Origin of the sequence: Burkholderia sp. Bp9142, assembly GCF_003853415.1 — a bacterium.
GTDB lineage: Bacteria > Pseudomonadota > Gammaproteobacteria > Burkholderiales > Burkholderiaceae > Burkholderia.
Genome location: NZ_QTPP01000001.1, coordinates 469,299 through 486,261 on the forward strand (window position 1 = coordinate 469,299; position 16,963 = coordinate 486,261).

The following is a 16,963-nucleotide window of genomic DNA, read 5'->3' on the forward strand; positions in this document are numbered from 1 at the left end:
AATACCGATGACGACGTATCGTAAGGAACGACGACAGGACGGTCTATGACATATAATCCGTTCTTGTTGATCGATCGTCCGTATCTCGATATGTCCGAGCCCCTGCTTCCTCCCGTGCCCGACGTGCACGACCTCGTCAGCGAGCTGCTGCTGGGCATGCGCCTGAGCGGCGTGCAGTACCGCCGGATCCAGGTGCCGCGGCCGTTCGGGCTGAGCTTCGGCCACGCGCCGGGCCGCGCGCAGTTCCATTTCGTCGGGCGCGGGCCCGTGCTGCTGCGCGACGCGGACGGCACGACGGTGCGGCTCGAGGCCGGCGACGCGATCCTGCTGCCGCACGGCCGCACGCACGCGCTGGTGTCCGATCCGGATGCGCCGTGCCGCGAGATCGGCGGGTTCGAGGTCGCGAGGATCTGCGACACGGTCGCGTCGGTGGGCGCGACGTCGTGCGCCGCGACGGAGCCGGCCGCCGGCGATGCGCTGATCTTCAGCGCGTGCATGGAGCTCGATCTCGGCGGCATGCAGCCGCTCGTCGGGACGATGCCGGAATTCATGCACGTCGGCACGCTGCTCGCGCGCTACCCGGAAATCCGCCCGATGCTCGACGCGATGGAGCGCGAATCGTGCTCCGAACGCGCGGGCTTCGCGGGCATCCTCGCGCGGCTCGCGGACGTGGTCGCCGCGTTCATCGTGCGCGGCTGGGTCGAGTGCGGGTGCGGCGACGCGACGGGCTGGGTGCAGGCGCTGCGCGAACCGAAGCTCGGCCGCGCGATCGTCGCGCTGCATCGCGATCCGGGGCGCAACTGGAGCGTCGCGGAGCTGGCCGCCGAAGCGGGCGTGTCGCGCTCGGTGTTCGCGGAGCGCTTTCTCGCAGCCACCGGGATGACCCCGGTGCGCTACCTGACCGAGCTGCGGATGCGGCTCGCCGCGCAGTGGATCGCACGCGACCGCGAGACGATCGAAGCGGTCGCGTACCGGCTCGGCTACGGGTCGCTCGCCGCGTTCAGCCGCGCATTCAAGCGCGTGGTCGGGCGGCCGCCGGGGGCGGTGCGCGCGGAAGGCGACACGCACGCCGGCGCATGACGCATCTCGTGCCACGCAGCGCGACGTGATGCGCGCCTGCCGGGTCGCCCCGGCATCGTGCAACCCGGCGCCGGCCGCCACGATTCCGCTCAGCCGTCGTGCGCGTCCAGCTTGTCGACCAGCGCCGTCGCGCACTGCACGGCAAGCGCCGCGCACTGCTCCGCATCCACGGCCGCACCGTTCGCGATCATGCCCTGCACGATCCGGCCCAGCAATTCCTTCGAGAGATCGGCGATCTCGTGATCCCGTTCCGTCATGATTTCCCTCCTGCGCGTCGGCCGACGACGGTGACGCGCTCACTGTCTTCCCCCGCTCAACGCCCCTTCGCCCGCACGACGATCTGTGCCTGCGCGTCGCGTTCGATGCGTTCGAGCGATGCGCGCAATGCCGTGAACTCGTCTGCCGTGCAGACCTGCCGGCCGAACCCGGCCCTCATCCGGCGCGTGACCTGCACGACGTGCGCGGCCGCGTCGAATACATAATGCGACGTGAAGTCGACGAAGCTGTCGTGCACGGCCGTATCGGTCGGCAAGTCGGTCACCGCGACGCCGGCCGGCAGCGCGATCTGACCGGTCTCTTCGAACGTGCCGCCGAGACACACCCACGGCTGCATGCGCACCGGTTCGGCGAGCCAGCCCTCGACCTGCGTCGCGATGCCGCCCGTGACGCTCGACAGCGCAGGCACGGCGGTCGTGCCGTCCGGCCACACGACGTGATCGAGCGTGCCGGCATACGTCACATCGAACGGTCCGTCCGTCGCGCGGCGATCGCTCGTCACGATCTGCGCGCGGCCACGCAACCCGCTTTGCCGCACGCGTTCGTTCGCAAGCTGCCGGATGCGCTCGGGCGGCGCGCGGCGAAACAGGTTGCGCTCCAGCTCCGCCGTCCAGCCGTCGTCCTCGACGAGCGCGTGAAACCGCGCGGCGCCCGGTTGCGCCGCATCGATCTCCACGCGCGCGGTACGGCGCTTCGGCTGCGCGGCCGGCGTGCGCGACAGCACGCCGGTGTCGACGAGCAGCGCCGGCCGGTCCATCACGATCGGCGGCAGGTAGCCGAACGCGATGCCGGTCGTCGTGGTGTCCGCGTAGAGGCCGAGCTCGGGCAGCCACGTGATCGCGTGATTGATCGCGCCGCCGCCGTAACCGGGCACGGACGGCAGCGTGTACACGGCGCCGAGATTGATCAGCACCGGTTCGCTGCGAATGCCGACCGCCGCGAGCAGCGCGCCGAACAGCGCGACATGATCCTTGCAGTCGCCGTAGCGGTTGCGCAGGATGTCCGTCACGCGATGCGGCGCGGCAGCCGTCTCGCCGAGAAAAAGCGCGACGTAACGCACGTTCGCCTGCACCCAGTCGTACAGAATGCGCGCCCTGTCGTGCGGATCGGCGGCGTCCGCGGTGAGCGCGCGCGCCAGCTGCACGACGGCCGGATCGTTCGCGCTCGCATCGACGGCCGCGTTGCGGTAGCGCGCGGCGAACGCCGCATAGTCGGGCAGCGTGGACACCACGAGCCGGTCGCCGTAGGTCGGATAGCCGACCGAGCCGCTCTCGATCCGGTCGTACGGGCCGTGCCGGTAATCGAACGTGTAGCGCGTGCGGCCGTTCGCCGTTACCGGCGGCAGCGCGACGTAGCCGCGCGCGTCCGCATGCAGCGGCATGTCGGCCGGCACGTCGAAGATCAGCCGCTGGTTCTCCACCGGCTCGCGCGACGGTTCGACGTAGTAGCCGAAGTAACCGGCGTTGACCGGCTTCGTGCGCGACTTGCGGAACGCGATGCGCGTGCTCGACCCGGCCTCGACGCCGGGAAACACGACGGTGCGCAGCAGCCCGTCCTGGAAGGTCGGCGCGCCGGCCGAACGCGGCTCCTGGACGTCGCGGATGCCATCGGGGCCGACCGGATGCGCGACGCCGTCGCGATCGATCGTCTCGGCCGCGACCAGCTCGACCTTCTCCAGGTTCTTGTCGAACCACACGTAGCGCTGTGCGATCGCATCGATCCCGTTCGCATCGTTCGCGCGCAGTGTCGAATCGTCGTGCTCGTCGAGCGAGCCGTCGTGCTGGAGCACGAACACGTGGACATCGCTGACGAGCGTGACGGGCGCTTCGTCGCCCGTCTCGGCGACCGCCGGACGCGCGAGCGCGGCAACGACGACGGCCGCCGCGAGCGCAGTGGCGCGGCCCGGCACGCTGCCGGTCGATCGGAACGGAAAACGCACCACGTCCAGGCTCTCCGCGCGTTCGTGTTCATGTCGGGACGCGACGGGCACGCGTCCGCGCGCGCCGCGCCCCGTCGTTCAGACCAGTGTGGGTGACGTGCCCGCGAGCGTCAAGCCGCGACGCGGCCGGCCGCGCCGCACGCGTCACGCAGGCCTGCGGCGCGCGCACGATGTCGCCGGTCCGGATGACGATCCGGTGAATTCGACGCGCCGACAGGGGGAAGGAGACATCATGTTGATCAACACCGATGTCGAAATCGCTTGTCTCGTGATCGCGTTCGCGCTGCCGGGCGTGATCCCGATTGGTGCGCTGCTGACAGCGCTGCATCTCGAGCGGGGGCATCCGAAGCGGGGCGGCGCCGCGATCGGCGCGCGGCTCGGGACCGCGCTGATCGAAGCGATGCCGATGCCGATGCCGACGTGATCGCAGCGCGACGTGCGGCGCGGGGTCGGAACGAACGGCACCGGGAAGGAAATCATCATGGAACCATCGCGCTGCGTGACCTATCGTCAATATGAGATCCGCGCGGGCGCGCTGGTCGACCCGGTGGCCGGCGAGGGTCTCGAACCCGGCGCGTTGTACCAGCCGCTCGCCGTCGTGTACTGGCGCGATGCCGGCGGCCGCCATGAGGCGCACCTGCTCGACCCGAAGCATCACGTGTTCCGCAACGACGCGGACGCGATCAAGATCTCGACCGCCCTGGCCAAGCGCTTCATCGATACGAAGGTGGCCGGCACCGGCAAGCCGACGCCCGGCCACCGCGCACCGCGTCCCCCATCCTGCCGGAGGCGACATGGAAAACGGTATCGTCCAGACCCTCGTACTGCTCGCGGTTCTCGTGTTCGCGGTGCTGTTCTTCGCGGCCCAACGCGGCCGCGACCGCACGCGCGACAGGCTGCTGCACCGCTCCTCGCGGCGTTCGTCACGCTCGCATACGCACCATCACCCGTAATCGCGCCACACACAAAAAATCGGCCGGCGGCACGGCGTCGCGCGACGCCAGGCCGTCGGCCTTGCAGCGGAGGTTCGTCTTCGGGCAGCCGGCGCGTCGCGCGCCTGCACACCCCACATCACGTGCCGGCCCTGTTCGTGGGCCGCACGCATCATGTCCAGCAGCGGCCACGCGCGTTGCGCAAGCCCGCCCGCATGCGGCGACAGTTCGGTGCGCCGCGCCTGCGTCGAGCGCTCGTGCGCGCGTTCCCGCGCCATGTCGTCCCTGACCGCCTGCTCGAGCCGCGCGATCGCGCCCGGCAATTCGTCAGTGGAAATCACCCCGTGCTCGTCGAGCCCCTTGCCGATGAGCCCCGGCAGGTACTGCGCCAGATCGCGCAACATCACGATGTCCGGTGCGGCGGATGACCGAAACGTAACCATCACCGTCATGTCCCCCTTGTCGTCTCCGCGCGACCGTGCGGCGCTCAGCGCCGCCGACCGCGCTCCGGGCCACGCTTCAACTTATTTTCCATTGCTTACGATATGACGCGACGCGTCAGGTTGAATCGTTTGCGTCGGCCGGTGATCTCCGTTTCACCCGCCCGCGATCCGACGTTCATCGACAACAGCACCATCCGCCGCCCCTCGACATGCAGCCGCGCCTGCAGTTCGACCGGCGTCGGGTCGTGTCGCCACGCGATCAGGAAATTCACGCGCCGGAAGATCGGCTTGCGCGCGAAACACATGGCGTTCGGACAGGCATCGAGCGTCGACGGCGCGAGGTTCATGAATTCGACGACCGGGTTCGTGCCGGACGCGATCCGGCAGTCGGCCGCGATGCCGCTGCGGCGGCCGTGCACGACGTAGCAGTCGAGCGACTCGATGATCGTGTGACGCAGCCGCTCGCGATGCTCGTGCCCGGCGCATGCCTTCGCGTCGCCTTCGTCCGGCGCGAGGAAGATCACGTCGCGGAAGTGTCCGGGATACAACCGGTCGACCCACGGCAGCGCGTACATGCTCGCATCCAGCGGCTATCCGGCGAGCCGCTGCCACGTCTTCCGGAATGCGGTCATGGTCCCCTCCCCGAACGCCGGGCGCGGGGCGTCATCCTCCCAAGCCAACCGACTGCCGGCTACCGCACCAGCCCGCCTGTTCCATGCGTGACGGCCGATGGCGCGGCGTCACTTTCAGCGCATGAGCGAATCGCGCGCCGCCCTCCACGCATCGGCGCGCATTCCCCCATCGCCGCTTGCGCGATGCCGCCCGTGTCTCTTCGCCCGTCACGCGATCTCGTCATGCCCACCGTTCGCACGGCTTGCACGGGATGACCGGTTTGCATGGTTCGCAAGCAACGCGATTCATACCCGCGCCGCGATCCTAGATCGTGCGTTGTTCCCCGCAATTCCGCTTTTGTGTGCGCGCAACAATGGCGATGCCTCGCGACCGGCGTCATGAGGGGAGCCGGTTTCCCCGCGTAGCGCCGGTCGCGCGGGCTTTCAAAAACCACATCTCGAGGACATACCATGCAACTCCAATCCCATCCGGCGTGCCGTCCGTTTTACGAAGCGGGCGAACTCACGCAACTGACCGCGTTCTACGAAGAAGGCCGCAACGTCATGTGGATGATGCTGCGATCGGAGCCGCGGCCGTGCTTTAACCAGCAACTCGTCACCGACATCATCCATCTCGCGCGCGTCGCTCGCGACTCCGGCCTGCCGTTCGACTTCTGGGTGACGGGCTCGCTCGTCCCCGAGCTGTTCAACGTCGGCGGCGACCTGAGCTTCTTCGTCGACGCGATCCGCAGCGGCCGCCGCGACCAGCTGGTGGCCTACGCGCGCTCGTGCATCGACGGCGTGTACGAGATCTACACGGGCTTCGGCACCGGTGCGATCTCGATCGCGATGATCGAGGGCAGCGCGCTGGGCGGCGGCTTCGAGGCCGCCCTCGCGCACCACTACATGCTCGCGCAGAAAGGCGTGAAGCTCGGCTTTCCCGAGATCGCGTTCAACCTGTTCCCGGGCATGGGCGGCTATTCGCTGGTCGCGCGCAAGGCGGACCGCGGGCTCGCGGAATCGCTGATCTCGACCGGCGAGCCGCATGCGGCCGAGTGGTACGAGGATCGCGGGCTGATCGACCAGACGTTCGACGCGGGCGACGCGTATCTCGCGACGCGCACCTTCATCGACGTGATCAAGCCGAAGCTGAACGGCATCCGCGCGATGCTGCGCGCACGCGAACGCGTGTTCCACCTCACCCGTTCCGAGCTGATGGACATCACCGAGGAATGGGTTCGCGCGGCGTTCACGATCGAGCCGAAGGACCTCGCGTACATGGAACGCCTGGTGATGCTGCAGAACCGGCGCGTGTCGAAGCTGCGCACGGTGTGACGTGAGCGGAGCGCGCCGCCGGCAGGCGGCGCGCTCCGTCATGCGGGGAGGCTCAGGCGATCAGCCTGAGCTTTCTCGTTTCCACGAGCCACGCCTCGAAGGCCTGGGCCGGCATCGGCCGCGCAAAGTTGAAGCCCTGCGCGTGGTCGACGTTGATCTGCTTCAGGAATTCGGCTTCCGCGTGCGTCTCGACGCCTTCGGCGACCACCGAGAAACTCAGCGCCTTCGCAAGCGACACGACCGAGCGCACCAGCGCCTGCGAGCGCGGGTTGCGGTCGATGCCGGTGATGAAGCTGCGATCGAGCTTGATCGAATCGAGCGGCAGGCGCGACAGTTGCGACAGCGACGAATAGCCGGTGCCGAAATCGTCGAGGTGAATCTCCGCGCCGAGCTGGCGGAACTGCTTCATCAGCTCGTGCGCCGCTTCCTCGTCCTCGATGAAGCTGCTTTCGGTGAGCTCGATGTCGACCAGGCTCGGCTTCAGCCCCGCGCCGTCGAGAATCGACGCGAACTGATCGACGATGTTCATGTCCTGCAACTGCCGCGCGGACACGTTCACAGCGATCCGCACGTCGAGCCCCTTCGCCCTCCACGCGGCGGCCTGCGCGGCCGCGGTGCGCATCACCCAGCGGCCGAGCGGCGCGATCAGCCCCGACTCCTCGGCGAAGCGGATGAACTCGATCGGCGCGACGAGCCCGCGATCGGGCGACTGCCAGCGAATCAGCGCCTCGACGCCGTGCACGTCGCCGGTCGCGATGTCGACGACGGGCTGGTAATGCAGCACGAACTGTTCTTCCTCGAGCGCCTTGCGCAGGTTCGTGTCGAGCCACATGAACTTCGCGACCTTCTGGTTCATCTCCATCGAGAACACGCGGTACGTATGCTTGCCCTCTTCCTTCGCGACGTACATCGCGGTGTCGGCGCTGCGGATCAGCGTTTCGAGCGAATCGCCGTGCTGCGGATACATCGCGATGCCGATCGAGCAACTCGTGTAGACCTCCACCAGCCCGAGGTGGATCGGCGTACGCAACTGCTCGAGGATGATCTGCGCGGTCGCCTCGAGCAGCGGCCGCGTGCCGTGCTCGAACAGCACCAGGAATTCGTCGCCGCCGAGCCGCGCGAGCGTCGCGCCGGACGGCAGGCAGCCGCCGATGACCGTGGACACGTCCTGCAGCAGGCGGTCGCCGGTGATGTGTCCGTAGTGGTCGTTGACGCGCTTGAAGTTGTCGAGATCGAGGAACAGGATGCCAACCTGGCCGCGCACGTCGGTACGGTCCGCGGCCAGCGCGACGCGGATGCGCTCGCTGATCGCATGACGGTTCGGCAGGCCGGTCAGCACGTCGGAATTCGCGAGTTCGGTGAGCCGCTGCTGCGCGTTGCGCTCCTCGGTGACGTCGACGCCCGAGCAGATCAGGAACTGCTCGTCGGCGCCGCTGCCGCTCTGCACGAACTTGTTGCGGAACTGGAACAGGCGCGGGCCGTTGACCGTGTTGATGTAGCGCTCGACCGCGAACGAGCGGTTGCTCGCGAAGAAGCCGGTGATGTTGCTGCGCGACTGCGCGCCCTGCTCGGCGCTCATGAACAGCTCGAACGCGCTGCGGCCGATCACGTCGACCTCGCGCTTGCCCGTCACTTCCTCGCACAGGCGGTTGAAGCGCTGCACCATGCCGTTGCGGTCGAGGATCACGACGAGCGAATTCACTTCGGACACGACCTGCTCGGCGAACGCGAGCCCGTGCGCGAGATCGCCGGCGACGGACGCGGTATCGGAATAAGCGGAGGCCGTGCCGGCCCAGTTGGCGGTGTCGACCTTCCTGCCGACCAGGTGCAGGCTGACCGGATCGCCGAACAGCGCGAGGTCGAGCACGAGGTGCGACGTGACGCCGGTGAGCGCGCGAATCCGCGCGGCCTGCTCGCCGGTCAGCGCAACCGCGACATTGGTCAGGCCGCGAACGGCGGCCAGTTCGAGTGCGTTGCTGTCGCTGCCGAGGCGCCAGCATGGGCTGCGCGTACCGAGATGCGCTTCGAGCACCGCGCTTTCGTTTTCGTCATCCATGGATACGCCCCGATCCAGAAAAAACGCACAGTGTAGACGGAGGCGAGTTGGCCGCCCCCGATCCCCGGGCGCGCAGCGCGCGTACCCGGCAAGGCAGCCGTGATGGCCGTGACAACGACCCTCGTTCCGTATTTGTTTCCAACAACTAATGCGACCCGGCGTTCGCGCCTCTCGCGCGCAGATTTTCCAAACGAATGATGGAACCCATCTTATCAAATGACGATGAAGATTGGCACTCACATTTGGAACGGGGTGTCAAGGAATCGCAACTCGATTGGCACGGGGGCGTTTTTGTGATGGCGGCGTGCGCGCCGATGTGCGCACGGGTGCCGGAGCGGGTCGCACCGATCGGCGGAGCGCCCCGCCGGGCGGGCGTTTGCGGCGAATTGCCCGATCCCGGAATCGATCCGCCCCCGTGCCATTTTGCCGGGGTCCGATCACAGTGGACGACACGCGGAATGGGAATTTCCATTTCCGTTCCTGCGGGAATGCGCGTCTTTATTCCCGTATGCGTTGCAATATCGCGTCGATCGATGCGGGCGGATATATCGCGGGATTGCACCGGCATGGCGGTGCCATGAATGGAACCGGTGCGATCGCCCCGCCGCGACGCGCGAAAACCGTCCGGCATGCACGCCGCCGCACCGGTTGCTCGCGCGTTGCGCGGCGCCGCTCAGCCGGCCGCGCCGTAACCGCCGCCGCCCGGCGTCTCGACGACGAACACGTCGCCCGGCGCCATCTGCGCGCGGCCGATATGGTCGAGCGTCTCGACCGTGCCGTCCGCGCGCTCGATGGTGTTGCGGCCGAGCGCGCCGGCTTCGCCGCCCGCCGCGCCGAACGGCGCATGGATCCGGTTGTTCGACAGGATCGACGCGGTCATCGGCTCGAGGAAGCGGATCCGCCGCACCGCGCCGTCGCCGCCGCGCCAGCGCCCGCCACCGCCGGAACCCGCGCGCAGCCGGTGCGAGTCGAGCCGCACCGGGTAGCGCCATTCGAGCACCTCCGGGTCGGTCAGCCGCGAGTTCGTCATGTGCGTCTGCACTGCGCCGACGCCCGCGAAACCGTCGCCCGCGCCGCTGCCGCCGGCGATGGTCTCGTAGTACTGGACCCTCTCGTTGCCGAATGTGAAGTTATTCATCGTTCCCTGGCTCGACGCGACGCAGCCGAGCGCACCGTACAGCGCATTGGTGATCGCCGACGACGTCTCGACGTTGCCCGACACGACCGCCGCCGGATACTCGGGGTTCAGCATCGAGCGCGCGGGCACGATCACCGTGAGCGGCTTGAGGCAGCCGGCGTTCAGCGGGATGTCGGCGCCGACCAGCGTACGGAACACGTACAACACCGCGGCCATGCAGACGGCCTTCGGCGCATTGAAGTTGTTGTCGAGCTGCGCCGACGTGCCGGTGAAGTCGATCTCCGCACGGCGCGCCGCGCGATCCACGCGAATCGCGACGCGAATCTCGGCGCCGTTGTCGAGCGGATAGCGGTACGCGCCGTCCTGCAGCGCGCCGATCACGCGCCGCACCGCCTCTTCCGCGTTGTCCTGCACGTGCCCCATGAACGCGAGCACGACGTCGCGGCCGAACTGCCCGACCATGCGCCGCAGCTCGTCGACGCCCTTCTGGTTCGCGGCGATCTGCGCGCGCAGGTCGGCCATGTTCTGCTCGACGTTGCGCGCCGGATAGCGGCCCGACGCGAGCAGCGCGCGCGTGTCCGCATCGCGCAGCACGCCGGCCGACACGAGCTGCCAGTTGTCGATCAGCACGCCCTCCTCGTCGATGTGCGTCGAATCGGGCGGCATCGAGCCCGGCGTCGTGCCGCCGATGTCCGCATGGTGGCCGCGCGAGCCGACGTAGAACAGCGGCGTGTCCGAGCCGTCCGCGAACACCGGCGTGATGACGGTGACATCCGGCAAATGCGTGCCGCCGTGATACGGGTCGTTCAGCATGAACACGTCGCCGTCGCGCATGCGCCCGCGGTTGCGCTCGATCACCGTGCGGATGCTCTCGCCCATCGAGCCGAGGTGCACGGGCATGTGCGGCGCGTTCGCGATCAGGTTGCCGTCGCCGTCGAAGATCGCGCACGAGAAGTCGAGCCGCTCCTTGATGTTCACCGAGTACGCGGTGTTCTGCAGCCGCAGCCCCATCTGCTCGGCGATCGACATGAACAGGTTGTTGAAGATCTCGAGCCGCACCGGATCGGCGTCGGTGCCGAGCGAGCGGCGGGTCGGCAGCGGCGTCGTGCGCGTCAGCACGAGGTTGCCCTGCGCGGTCATCCGCGCGCGCCAGCCGGGTTCGACGACGGTCGTGCCGTTCTTCTCCGCGACGATCGCCGGGCCGTCGATCGTGTCGCCGGCGAGCAGCGTGTCGCGCACGTACAGCGCGGCGTCGTGCCACTGGCCGCCGGAATGGAAACGCACGGCGCTGTGCGCTTGCGGCGCCGCATCATCGTCGCGCGGCGCGAGCGGTGCGACCTCGACCGGCGCATCGGACCGGCCGATCGCCTCGACCGACGCCAGTTCGGCGACCAGCGGCGTGCCGGGCATCAGGAACGCGTAACGCTGCCGGTATGCGGCCTCGAACGCCTGCTGCATCGCGGCGACGCTGCCGGCCGGCACGTCGAGCGCGGAATCGGTGCCCTGGTAGCGCAGGTGCACCCGCCGCTCGGTCGCGATGCGTTCCGGCGGCACGCCCTGTTCGAGCAGTGCGCCGACCGCGTCGTCGGTCAGCCGGTCGAGCGCCGCGTTCAGCGCGGGCAGCGACGCGTCGGACAGCACGGCTTCCACCGCGCGCTCGCGCATCGCAGTCTGGTCGGCCAGGCCCATCCCGTAGGCGGACAGCACGCCGGCGAGCGGATGCGCGAACACCTGCGTCATCCCGAGCGCGTCGGCCACGCCGCACGCGTGCTGGCCGCCCGCGCCGCCGAAGGTCGTCAGCACGTAGCGCGACACGTCGTGGCCGCGCTGCACCGAGATCTTCTTGATCGCGTTCGCCATGCTGCCGATCGCGATCTCCAGGAACCCTTCGGCCAGCGCCTCGGGCGTGTCGCGCCGCCCGGTCGCCGCGTGGATCTCGTCGGCGAGCGCCGCGAATTTCGCGGCCACGCCGTCGCGGTCGAGCGGTTCGTCCGCGTGCGGGCCGAACACGCGCGGAAAATGGTCGGGCTGGATCTTGCCGAGCATCACGTTGCAGTCGGTCACCGTCAGCGGGCCGCCGCGCCGGTACGCGGCCGGCCCCGGGTTCGCGCCGGCCGACTCGGGCCCGACGCGCAGCCGCGCGCCGTCGAAGCCGAGCACCGAGCCGCCGCCGGCCGCGACCGTGTGGATGCTCATCATCGGCGCGCGCATCCGCACGCCGGCCACCTGCGTCTCGAACACGCGCTCGAATTCGCCGTGGTAGTGCGACACGTCGGTCGACGTGCCGCCCATGTCGAAGCCGATCACGCGCTCGAAGCCGGCCGCCCGCGCGGCGCGCACCATCCCGACGATGCCGCCGGCCGGGCCGGACAGGATCGCGTCCTTGCCCTGGAACGCATCGGCGCGCGTCAGGCCGCCGCTGCTCTGCATGAACTGCAGGTTCACGCCCGGCATCTCGTGCGCGACCTGCTCGACGTAGCGGCGCAGGATCGGCGACAGGTAGGCGTCGACCACGGTCGTGTCGCCGCGCGACACCATCTTCATCAGCGGCGACACCTCGTGCGACACCGACACCTGCGTGAAGCCGATGCGGCGCGCGAGGTCCGCCAGCGCACGCTCGTGCGCGGTGTAGCGATAGCCGTGGATCAGCACGACGGCCAACGCCTGCACGCCCGAGTCGAACACGCGGCGCAGCGCCGCTTCCGCGCGTTGCAGGTCGAGCGGCACGACGACGTCGCCGTGCGCGCCGATCCGCTCGTCGACCTCGACGACGGTCTCGTACAGCGCATCGGGCAGCACGATGTCGAGATCGAACAGGCGCGGACGATTCTGGTACGCGATGCGCAGCACGTCGCGAAACCCGCGAGTGGTCGCGAGCGCGGTGCGTTCGCCCTTGCGTTCGAGCAGCGCGTTGGTCGCGACCGTCGTGCCCATCTTCACCATGTCGACGCGTTCGGGCGTGATCGGCTCGCCGTCGGCCAGGCCGAGCAGGTGACGGATCCCGGCCACGGCCGCGTCGCGATACTGCTCGGGATTCTCCGACAACAGCTTGTGCGTGACGAGCGAGCCGTCGGGCCGGCGCGCGACGATGTCGGTGAAGGTGCCGCCGCGGTCGATCCAGAATTGCCAGCGCGCGGCGTCGGAGGAAACGGGGAGAGTGTGTCGGTCAGTCATGGCGATGAACTCGATGCGTCGTTGAATCTGAAGACGAGCGCCGCCGCACGGCGCGCATCGCGCGCCGCGTGAGGGCTTCGGTGAACAGGGAGAGAAAAAGGTGGCGGGCAGGCGCCCGCTTACGCGGCGTCGAGTTCGCGGCCGCGGGTTTCAGGCAACGTCAGCGCGGCGACGATCATCACGCCGTAGGCGGCGACCGCGAAGATTCCGATGCTCGCGCCGAGCCCGTATTGCTTGGACAGCGCGCCGATCAGGAACGGGAACAGGGCGCCGACCGCACGGCCCACGTTGTAGCAGAAGCCCTGCCCCGAGCCGCGCACCCGCGTCGGGAACAGCTCGGTGAGGAACGCGCCCATCCCGGAGAAGATGCCCGACGCGAAGAAGCCGAGCGGGAAGCCGAGCCACAGCATCGATGCGTTGGTGAGGTGCAGCGCCGGCGACGTATAGGCGAACGCGATCACCATCGAGCCGAGTGCGAACAGGATGAAGTTCGGCTTGCGGCCGAGGCGGTCGGTCAGGTATGCGCTCGTCAGGTAGCCGACCCACGAGCCGATGATGATGGTCGCGAGATAGCCGCCGGTGCCCATCACGGTCAGGTGCCGCTCGGTCTTCAGGAACGTCGGCAGCCAGGTCGTGATCGCGTAGTAGCCGCCCTGTGCGCCGGTGGTCAGCAGCGCCGCGCGCAGCGTCGTCGACAGCAGCTTCGGCGCGAAGATTTCGGTGAGGCGCGGCGCGTCGGCCACCTTGGCCTGCGTGGCCTTCTCCTTCTCGTAGACGTCCGGTTCCTTCACGTAGCGGCGGATCACGACCACCAGCAGCGCCGGCGCGAGGCCGACGAGGAACAGCGCGCGCCACGCCTGTTCGGCCGGCAGCACGGAGAACAGCAGCGCATACAGCAGCGCCGACAGCCCCCAGCCGATCGCCCAGCCCGACTGCACGAGGCCGACCGCCTTGCCGCGGTCGCGCGCGCGGATCACCTCGCCGATCAGCACCGCGCCGGCCGTCCATTCGCCGCCGAAGCCGAAGCCCATCAGCGCGCGCGCCGCGAGCAGCTGGTGGTAGTTCTGCGCGAGCCCGCACAATGCGGTGAAGACGGCGAACCACAGCACGGTCAGCTGCAGCGTGCGCACGCGGCCGATCCGGTCGGACAGGATGCCCGCGATCCAGCCGCCGAGCGCCGACGCGAGCAGCGTCATCGTGCCGATGAAGCCGGCGTCCGCGAGCGAGATGCCCCAGGTCGCGACGAGCGTCGGGATCACGAAAGACAGCATCTGCGTGTCCATCCCGTCGAGCATGTAGCCGACCTTGCAGCTCCAGAACGCGCGGCGTTCGCGCGGCTGCGCGTCCGCATACCATCCGAACAGGCCGTTGCGTGCGGGGCCCGCGGGATCGGCGGCGGGCGCCGCGAGGGTCTTGCTTTCCATGATGAAGCTCCTGTCGAAAGGTGCGGTCAAAACCGTGTTCGTCGTACGTGCGGTGCGTATCGTGCGTGCGTCGCGATCGCCAGGCCGTGGCTGCACGCCGCCCTCCGGCCGGGCGGATCGTCTGCGGTCGCGGCACGCCGCCGCGACGGAGCCGGACCGGCGGCCGCGCGGGCCGCCGGCGTCGAGCGGGTCAGAACACGGCCAGCGACGCGTTCGTGATGTCGGTCATCAGCATGTAGCCGGGCGTATGCGCGATCGCGAGCGGCAGCTTCGCTTCCATCAGCGCGGTTTGCGGCGTCACGCCGCACGCCCAGAACACCGGCAGCTCGCCGTCGCGCACGGTCACCGCGTCGCCGAAATCGGGCGCGCCGAGATCGGCGATGCCCAGCTCCCGCGGATGGCCGATATGGACCGGCGCGCCGTGCACGCCCGGGAACCGGCTCGTGATCTGCACCGCGCGGATCGCGTCGGCGCCGCGCAGCGGCCGCATCGACACGACCAGCTGGCCGCCGAAGATCCCCGCGCGGCGATTCGGGATCGACGTGCGGTACATCGGCACGTTGCGACCCTCCTCGATGTGGCGCAGCCCGATCCCTTCACGCGCCAGCATGTCCTCGAACGAGAACGAGCAGCCGATCGCGAACACGACGAAATCGTCGCGCCACAGCGCCTCGAGCGATTCGACCCGCTCGGTCAGGCGCCCGTCGCGATACACGTTGTAGCTCGGCACGTCGGTGCGGATGTCGAGATCCTCGCCGAGCACGTCGAGCCGGAACGCGCCCGGTTCGCCGACGCCCAGCAGCGGGCACGCCTTCGGGTTCGCCTGGCAGAAGCGCAGGAAATCGTGCGCGAACGCGCTCGGCAGGATCGCGAGATTCGCTTGCGCGAACGGGCCGCACTGGCCGGCGGTCGGGCTGCGGAACGCGCCGTTGCGTACGGACTGGCGGAATTCGGAAGGCGTCATGGTGGTCGTTGGCAGATCGGTATGTCGTCGGGATGACGCGATTGCGTCAGCGGATACGGCGAAGAATAGAAAAGAAAAAATGTTGTCGCCAACGAGTTTTTTTGCGTCCGGCGTATAGAATTTCTTAACGGATCTTCGGGTTTTCCCCGGTCCCGTTCAATTTTCTTCACCGGCATGCTGCGCGTCCACCGTCCGCCCGCCGCCCATGAACACGCGTTTTCTCGAAACCTTCGTCACGCTCGCGAAGCTGCGCAACTTCCGCACGACGGCCGCCGCGCTGCACGCGACACCGGCCGCGATCTCGCAGCGCCTGAAGGCGCTCGAGGACGAATTGCAGACCGTGCTCGTCGATCGCGACAGCCGCGAGTTCCGGCTCACGCCGAACGGCGAGTACCTGCTCGGCTATGCGAAGGCCGTCGTCGAGGCGACGCACGAGCTGCAGGCCGCCGCGGCCGGCGAAAGCGCGCTGCGCGGCAAGCTGCGGCTCGGCGTGATCGAGACGGTCGTGCACAGCTGGCTGCCGCATTACCTGCGCCGCCTCGCCGCCGACTATCCGCAACTGGAGATCGACCTGACCGTCGACGTCAGCGTCGTGCTGCAGCGCCGGCTGATGGCCGGCGAGCTCGACCTGATCATTCGGGTGGAAGGCAGCGACGAGGCGTCGGTCGTCTGTGATGCGCTCGCGAACTATCCGGTGCGCTGGATCGCGCGTGCGGGGCTGCTGCCGACCACGCGCACGGGCCTCGCGCGGCAGGTGCTGCGCCAGCCGATCCTGACCTACGGGCGAGGCACCGCGCCGCACCGCGCGCTCGAGGACATCGTGCGCACGCTCGCGCATGCACACGGCGTGCCGCTGTCCGAGACGCGCATCACCGGCTCGCCGTCGATCTCGGTGATCGTGCAGCTCGTGCGCGACGGCTTCGGCGTCGCCGCGATTCCGGTGCTGTTCGTCGATGCGCTGATCGCGAGCGGCGAGGTCGTCGAGCTGCCGCTGCAGCCGTCGCCGCCGTCGATCGTCGTGTCGATGTCGCGGCGGGCGGACGCGCCGAAGTTCGTGCACGGCGCGTCGATTGCGGCGCGTGCCGCGTGTCATGAGTACTGCGAGAAGAGCAACCGGTTGCTGGTCGAGGCGCTTTGATGCGGTGCGGGATGCTGAGCGGCTCACGCACGGCGCCTGAAGCGCCCTTTCGGCAATCGGCTTACGCCGGCTGCCCCGCATGCGGCTGCGCGAGCTTGCCGTCGCCATACTCGCGCAGCACCTGCGAGATCACCACGCGATAACCGTCGAGCCAGCGCGCCTGCTTCTCCTTCGCTTCCAGATGCGCGGGATGCTGCATCAGCTGTTGCAGCGCCGCCTCCGATTCCCAGTAGTAGACGTTCTGGATCAGCCCCGCCTCGGCGTTCTCCCACGTCTCCTCACCGAGGTAGCCGGGCGTCGCGCGCGCCATGCCCGCGATCTGGCGGTCGAGCCGGTGAAACGCGTCGTCGTATTGCCCGGCGCGGAAAATGAAGGTCGATGCGTACATGCGCGCTCCATCGGAGACGGTTGAAAGAGCGCCAAGTGTAAGGCACGCGTGGCGGGCCGCCGGCG

The 16,963-nt window shown here is 68.9% G+C and carries 13 protein-coding genes and 1 pseudogene; 5 read left to right on the plus strand and 9 right to left on the minus strand.

The genetic code is table 11. The features are described from left to right. The first annotated feature begins 45 nt into the window (after positions 1-45). A complete protein-coding gene (locus tag DIE22_RS02145; RefSeq protein ID WP_124499398.1) occupies positions 46-1,080 on the plus strand; it encodes an AraC family transcriptional regulator in 1,035 nt (344 codons plus the stop codon). Positions 1,081-1,169: 89 nt separating this feature from the next. Here the strand turns inward: DIE22_RS02145 and DIE22_RS38020 are convergent, their stop codons facing one another. Together DIE22_RS38020 and DIE22_RS02150 are read right to left on the minus strand one after the other, a co-directional pair. Then, positions 1,170-1,337, minus strand: coding sequence for a hypothetical protein (locus DIE22_RS38020; protein ID WP_185640522.1), 168 nt, complete (start codon positions 1,335-1,337; stop codon positions 1,170-1,172). 56 nt (positions 1,338-1,393) lie between these two features. Beyond that, on the minus strand, positions 1,394-3,298 hold the full coding sequence (locus DIE22_RS02150) for a DUF3857 domain-containing transglutaminase family protein (RefSeq protein WP_124604333.1): 1,905 nt from the start codon (positions 3,296-3,298) through the stop codon (positions 1,394-1,396). 229 nt (positions 3,299-3,527) lie between these two features. On the opposite strand from DIE22_RS02150, the gene DIE22_RS02155 reads away from it, so the two are divergent. Continuing rightward, complete coding sequence (locus DIE22_RS02155; protein ID WP_124604335.1) at positions 3,528-3,719, plus strand: hypothetical protein; 192 nt, start codon at positions 3,528-3,530, stop codon at positions 3,717-3,719. 370 nt (positions 3,720-4,089) lie between these two features. Next, positions 4,090-4,248, plus strand: coding sequence for a hypothetical protein (locus tag DIE22_RS38025; protein WP_185640523.1), 159 nt, complete (start codon positions 4,090-4,092; stop codon positions 4,246-4,248). 107 nt (positions 4,249-4,355) lie between these two features. Here the strand turns inward: DIE22_RS38025 and DIE22_RS02165 are convergent. Together DIE22_RS02165 and DIE22_RS02170 are read right to left on the minus strand one after the other, a co-directional pair. Then, positions 4,356-4,673 (minus strand): annotated as a pseudogene (locus DIE22_RS02165) (DUF1840 domain-containing protein); the annotation flags it as partial. Between the two features lie 92 nt (positions 4,674-4,765). Next, on the minus strand, positions 4,766-5,245 hold the full coding sequence (locus tag DIE22_RS02170) for a hypothetical protein (RefSeq protein WP_260426584.1): 480 nt from the start codon (positions 5,243-5,245) through the stop codon (positions 4,766-4,768). Between the two features lie 507 nt (positions 5,246-5,752). Here DIE22_RS02170 and DIE22_RS02175 point away from each other — a divergent pair. Then, a complete protein-coding gene (locus DIE22_RS02175) occupies positions 5,753-6,616 on the plus strand; it encodes a crotonase/enoyl-CoA hydratase family protein (RefSeq protein ID WP_124499401.1) in 864 nt (287 codons plus the stop codon). Positions 6,617-6,668: 52 nt separating this feature from the next. On the opposite strand, the gene pdeR is transcribed toward DIE22_RS02175, so the two are convergent. The 4 genes from pdeR to DIE22_RS02200 all read right to left on the minus strand — a co-directional run bounded on the left by pdeR (position 6,669) and on the right by DIE22_RS02200 (position 15,372). Then, entirely contained in the window at positions 6,669-8,672 is a 2,004-nt protein-coding gene (pdeR, locus tag DIE22_RS02180; protein WP_124604337.1) for a cyclic di-GMP phosphodiesterase, read from the minus strand. Positions 8,673-9,345: 673 nt separating this feature from the next. Beyond that, complete coding sequence (locus DIE22_RS02190; protein WP_124604340.1) at positions 9,346-12,984, minus strand: hydantoinase B/oxoprolinase family protein; 3,639 nt, start codon at positions 12,982-12,984, stop codon at positions 9,346-9,348. A gap of 119 nt (positions 12,985-13,103) precedes the next feature. Then, positions 13,104-14,408, minus strand: coding sequence for an MFS transporter (locus DIE22_RS02195; protein ID WP_124499404.1), 1,305 nt, complete (start codon positions 14,406-14,408; stop codon positions 13,104-13,106). A 190-nt stretch (positions 14,409-14,598) separates the two neighbouring features. Then, positions 14,599-15,372: a putative hydro-lyase gene (locus tag DIE22_RS02200; RefSeq protein ID WP_124499405.1), complete on the minus strand. Its 774-nt coding sequence runs from the start codon at positions 15,370-15,372 to the stop codon at positions 14,599-14,601. A gap of 205 nt (positions 15,373-15,577) precedes the next feature. On the opposite strand from DIE22_RS02200, the gene DIE22_RS02210 reads away from it, so the two are divergent. After that, a complete protein-coding gene (locus tag DIE22_RS02210; protein ID WP_124499407.1) occupies positions 15,578-16,510 on the plus strand; it encodes a LysR family transcriptional regulator in 933 nt (310 codons plus the stop codon). A gap of 61 nt (positions 16,511-16,571) precedes the next feature. Here the strand turns inward: DIE22_RS02210 and DIE22_RS02215 are convergent, their stop codons facing one another. Continuing rightward, positions 16,572-16,898, minus strand: a complete 327-nt coding sequence (locus DIE22_RS02215; RefSeq protein WP_124499408.1) for an antibiotic biosynthesis monooxygenase — start codon at positions 16,896-16,898, stop codon at positions 16,572-16,574. Between the last annotated feature and the right edge of the window lie 65 nt (positions 16,899-16,963).

Coding starts and splice junctions, on each gene's coding strand:
- DIE22_RS02145 (WP_124499398.1), top strand. CDS start 46: ATGACATATAATCCGTTCTTGTTGATCGATCGTCCGTATCTCGATATG.
- DIE22_RS38020 (WP_185640522.1), bottom strand. CDS start 1,337: ATGACGGAACGGGATCACGAGATCGCCGATCTCTCGAAGGAATTGCTG.
- DIE22_RS02155 (WP_124604335.1), top strand. CDS start 3,528: ATGTTGATCAACACCGATGTCGAAATCGCTTGTCTCGTGATCGCGTTC.
- DIE22_RS38025 (WP_185640523.1), top strand. CDS start 4,090: ATGGAAAACGGTATCGTCCAGACCCTCGTACTGCTCGCGGTTCTCGTG.
- DIE22_RS02170 (WP_260426584.1), bottom strand. CDS start 5,245: ATGTACGCGCTGCCGTGGGTCGACCGGTTGTATCCCGGACACTTCCGC.
- DIE22_RS02175 (WP_124499401.1), top strand. CDS start 5,753: ATGCAACTCCAATCCCATCCGGCGTGCCGTCCGTTTTACGAAGCGGGC.
- pdeR (WP_124604337.1), bottom strand. CDS start 8,672: ATGGATGACGAAAACGAAAGCGCGGTGCTCGAAGCGCATCTCGGTACG.
- DIE22_RS02190 (WP_124604340.1), bottom strand. CDS start 12,984: ATGACTGACCGACACACTCTCCCCGTTTCCTCCGACGCCGCGCGCTGG.
- DIE22_RS02195 (WP_124499404.1), bottom strand. CDS start 14,408: ATGGAAAGCAAGACCCTCGCGGCGCCCGCCGCCGATCCCGCGGGCCCC.
- DIE22_RS02200 (WP_124499405.1), bottom strand. CDS start 15,372: ATGACGCCTTCCGAATTCCGCCAGTCCGTACGCAACGGCGCGTTCCGC.
- DIE22_RS02210 (WP_124499407.1), top strand. CDS start 15,578: ATGAACACGCGTTTTCTCGAAACCTTCGTCACGCTCGCGAAGCTGCGC.
- DIE22_RS02215 (WP_124499408.1), bottom strand. CDS start 16,898: ATGTACGCATCGACCTTCATTTTCCGCGCCGGGCAATACGACGACGCG.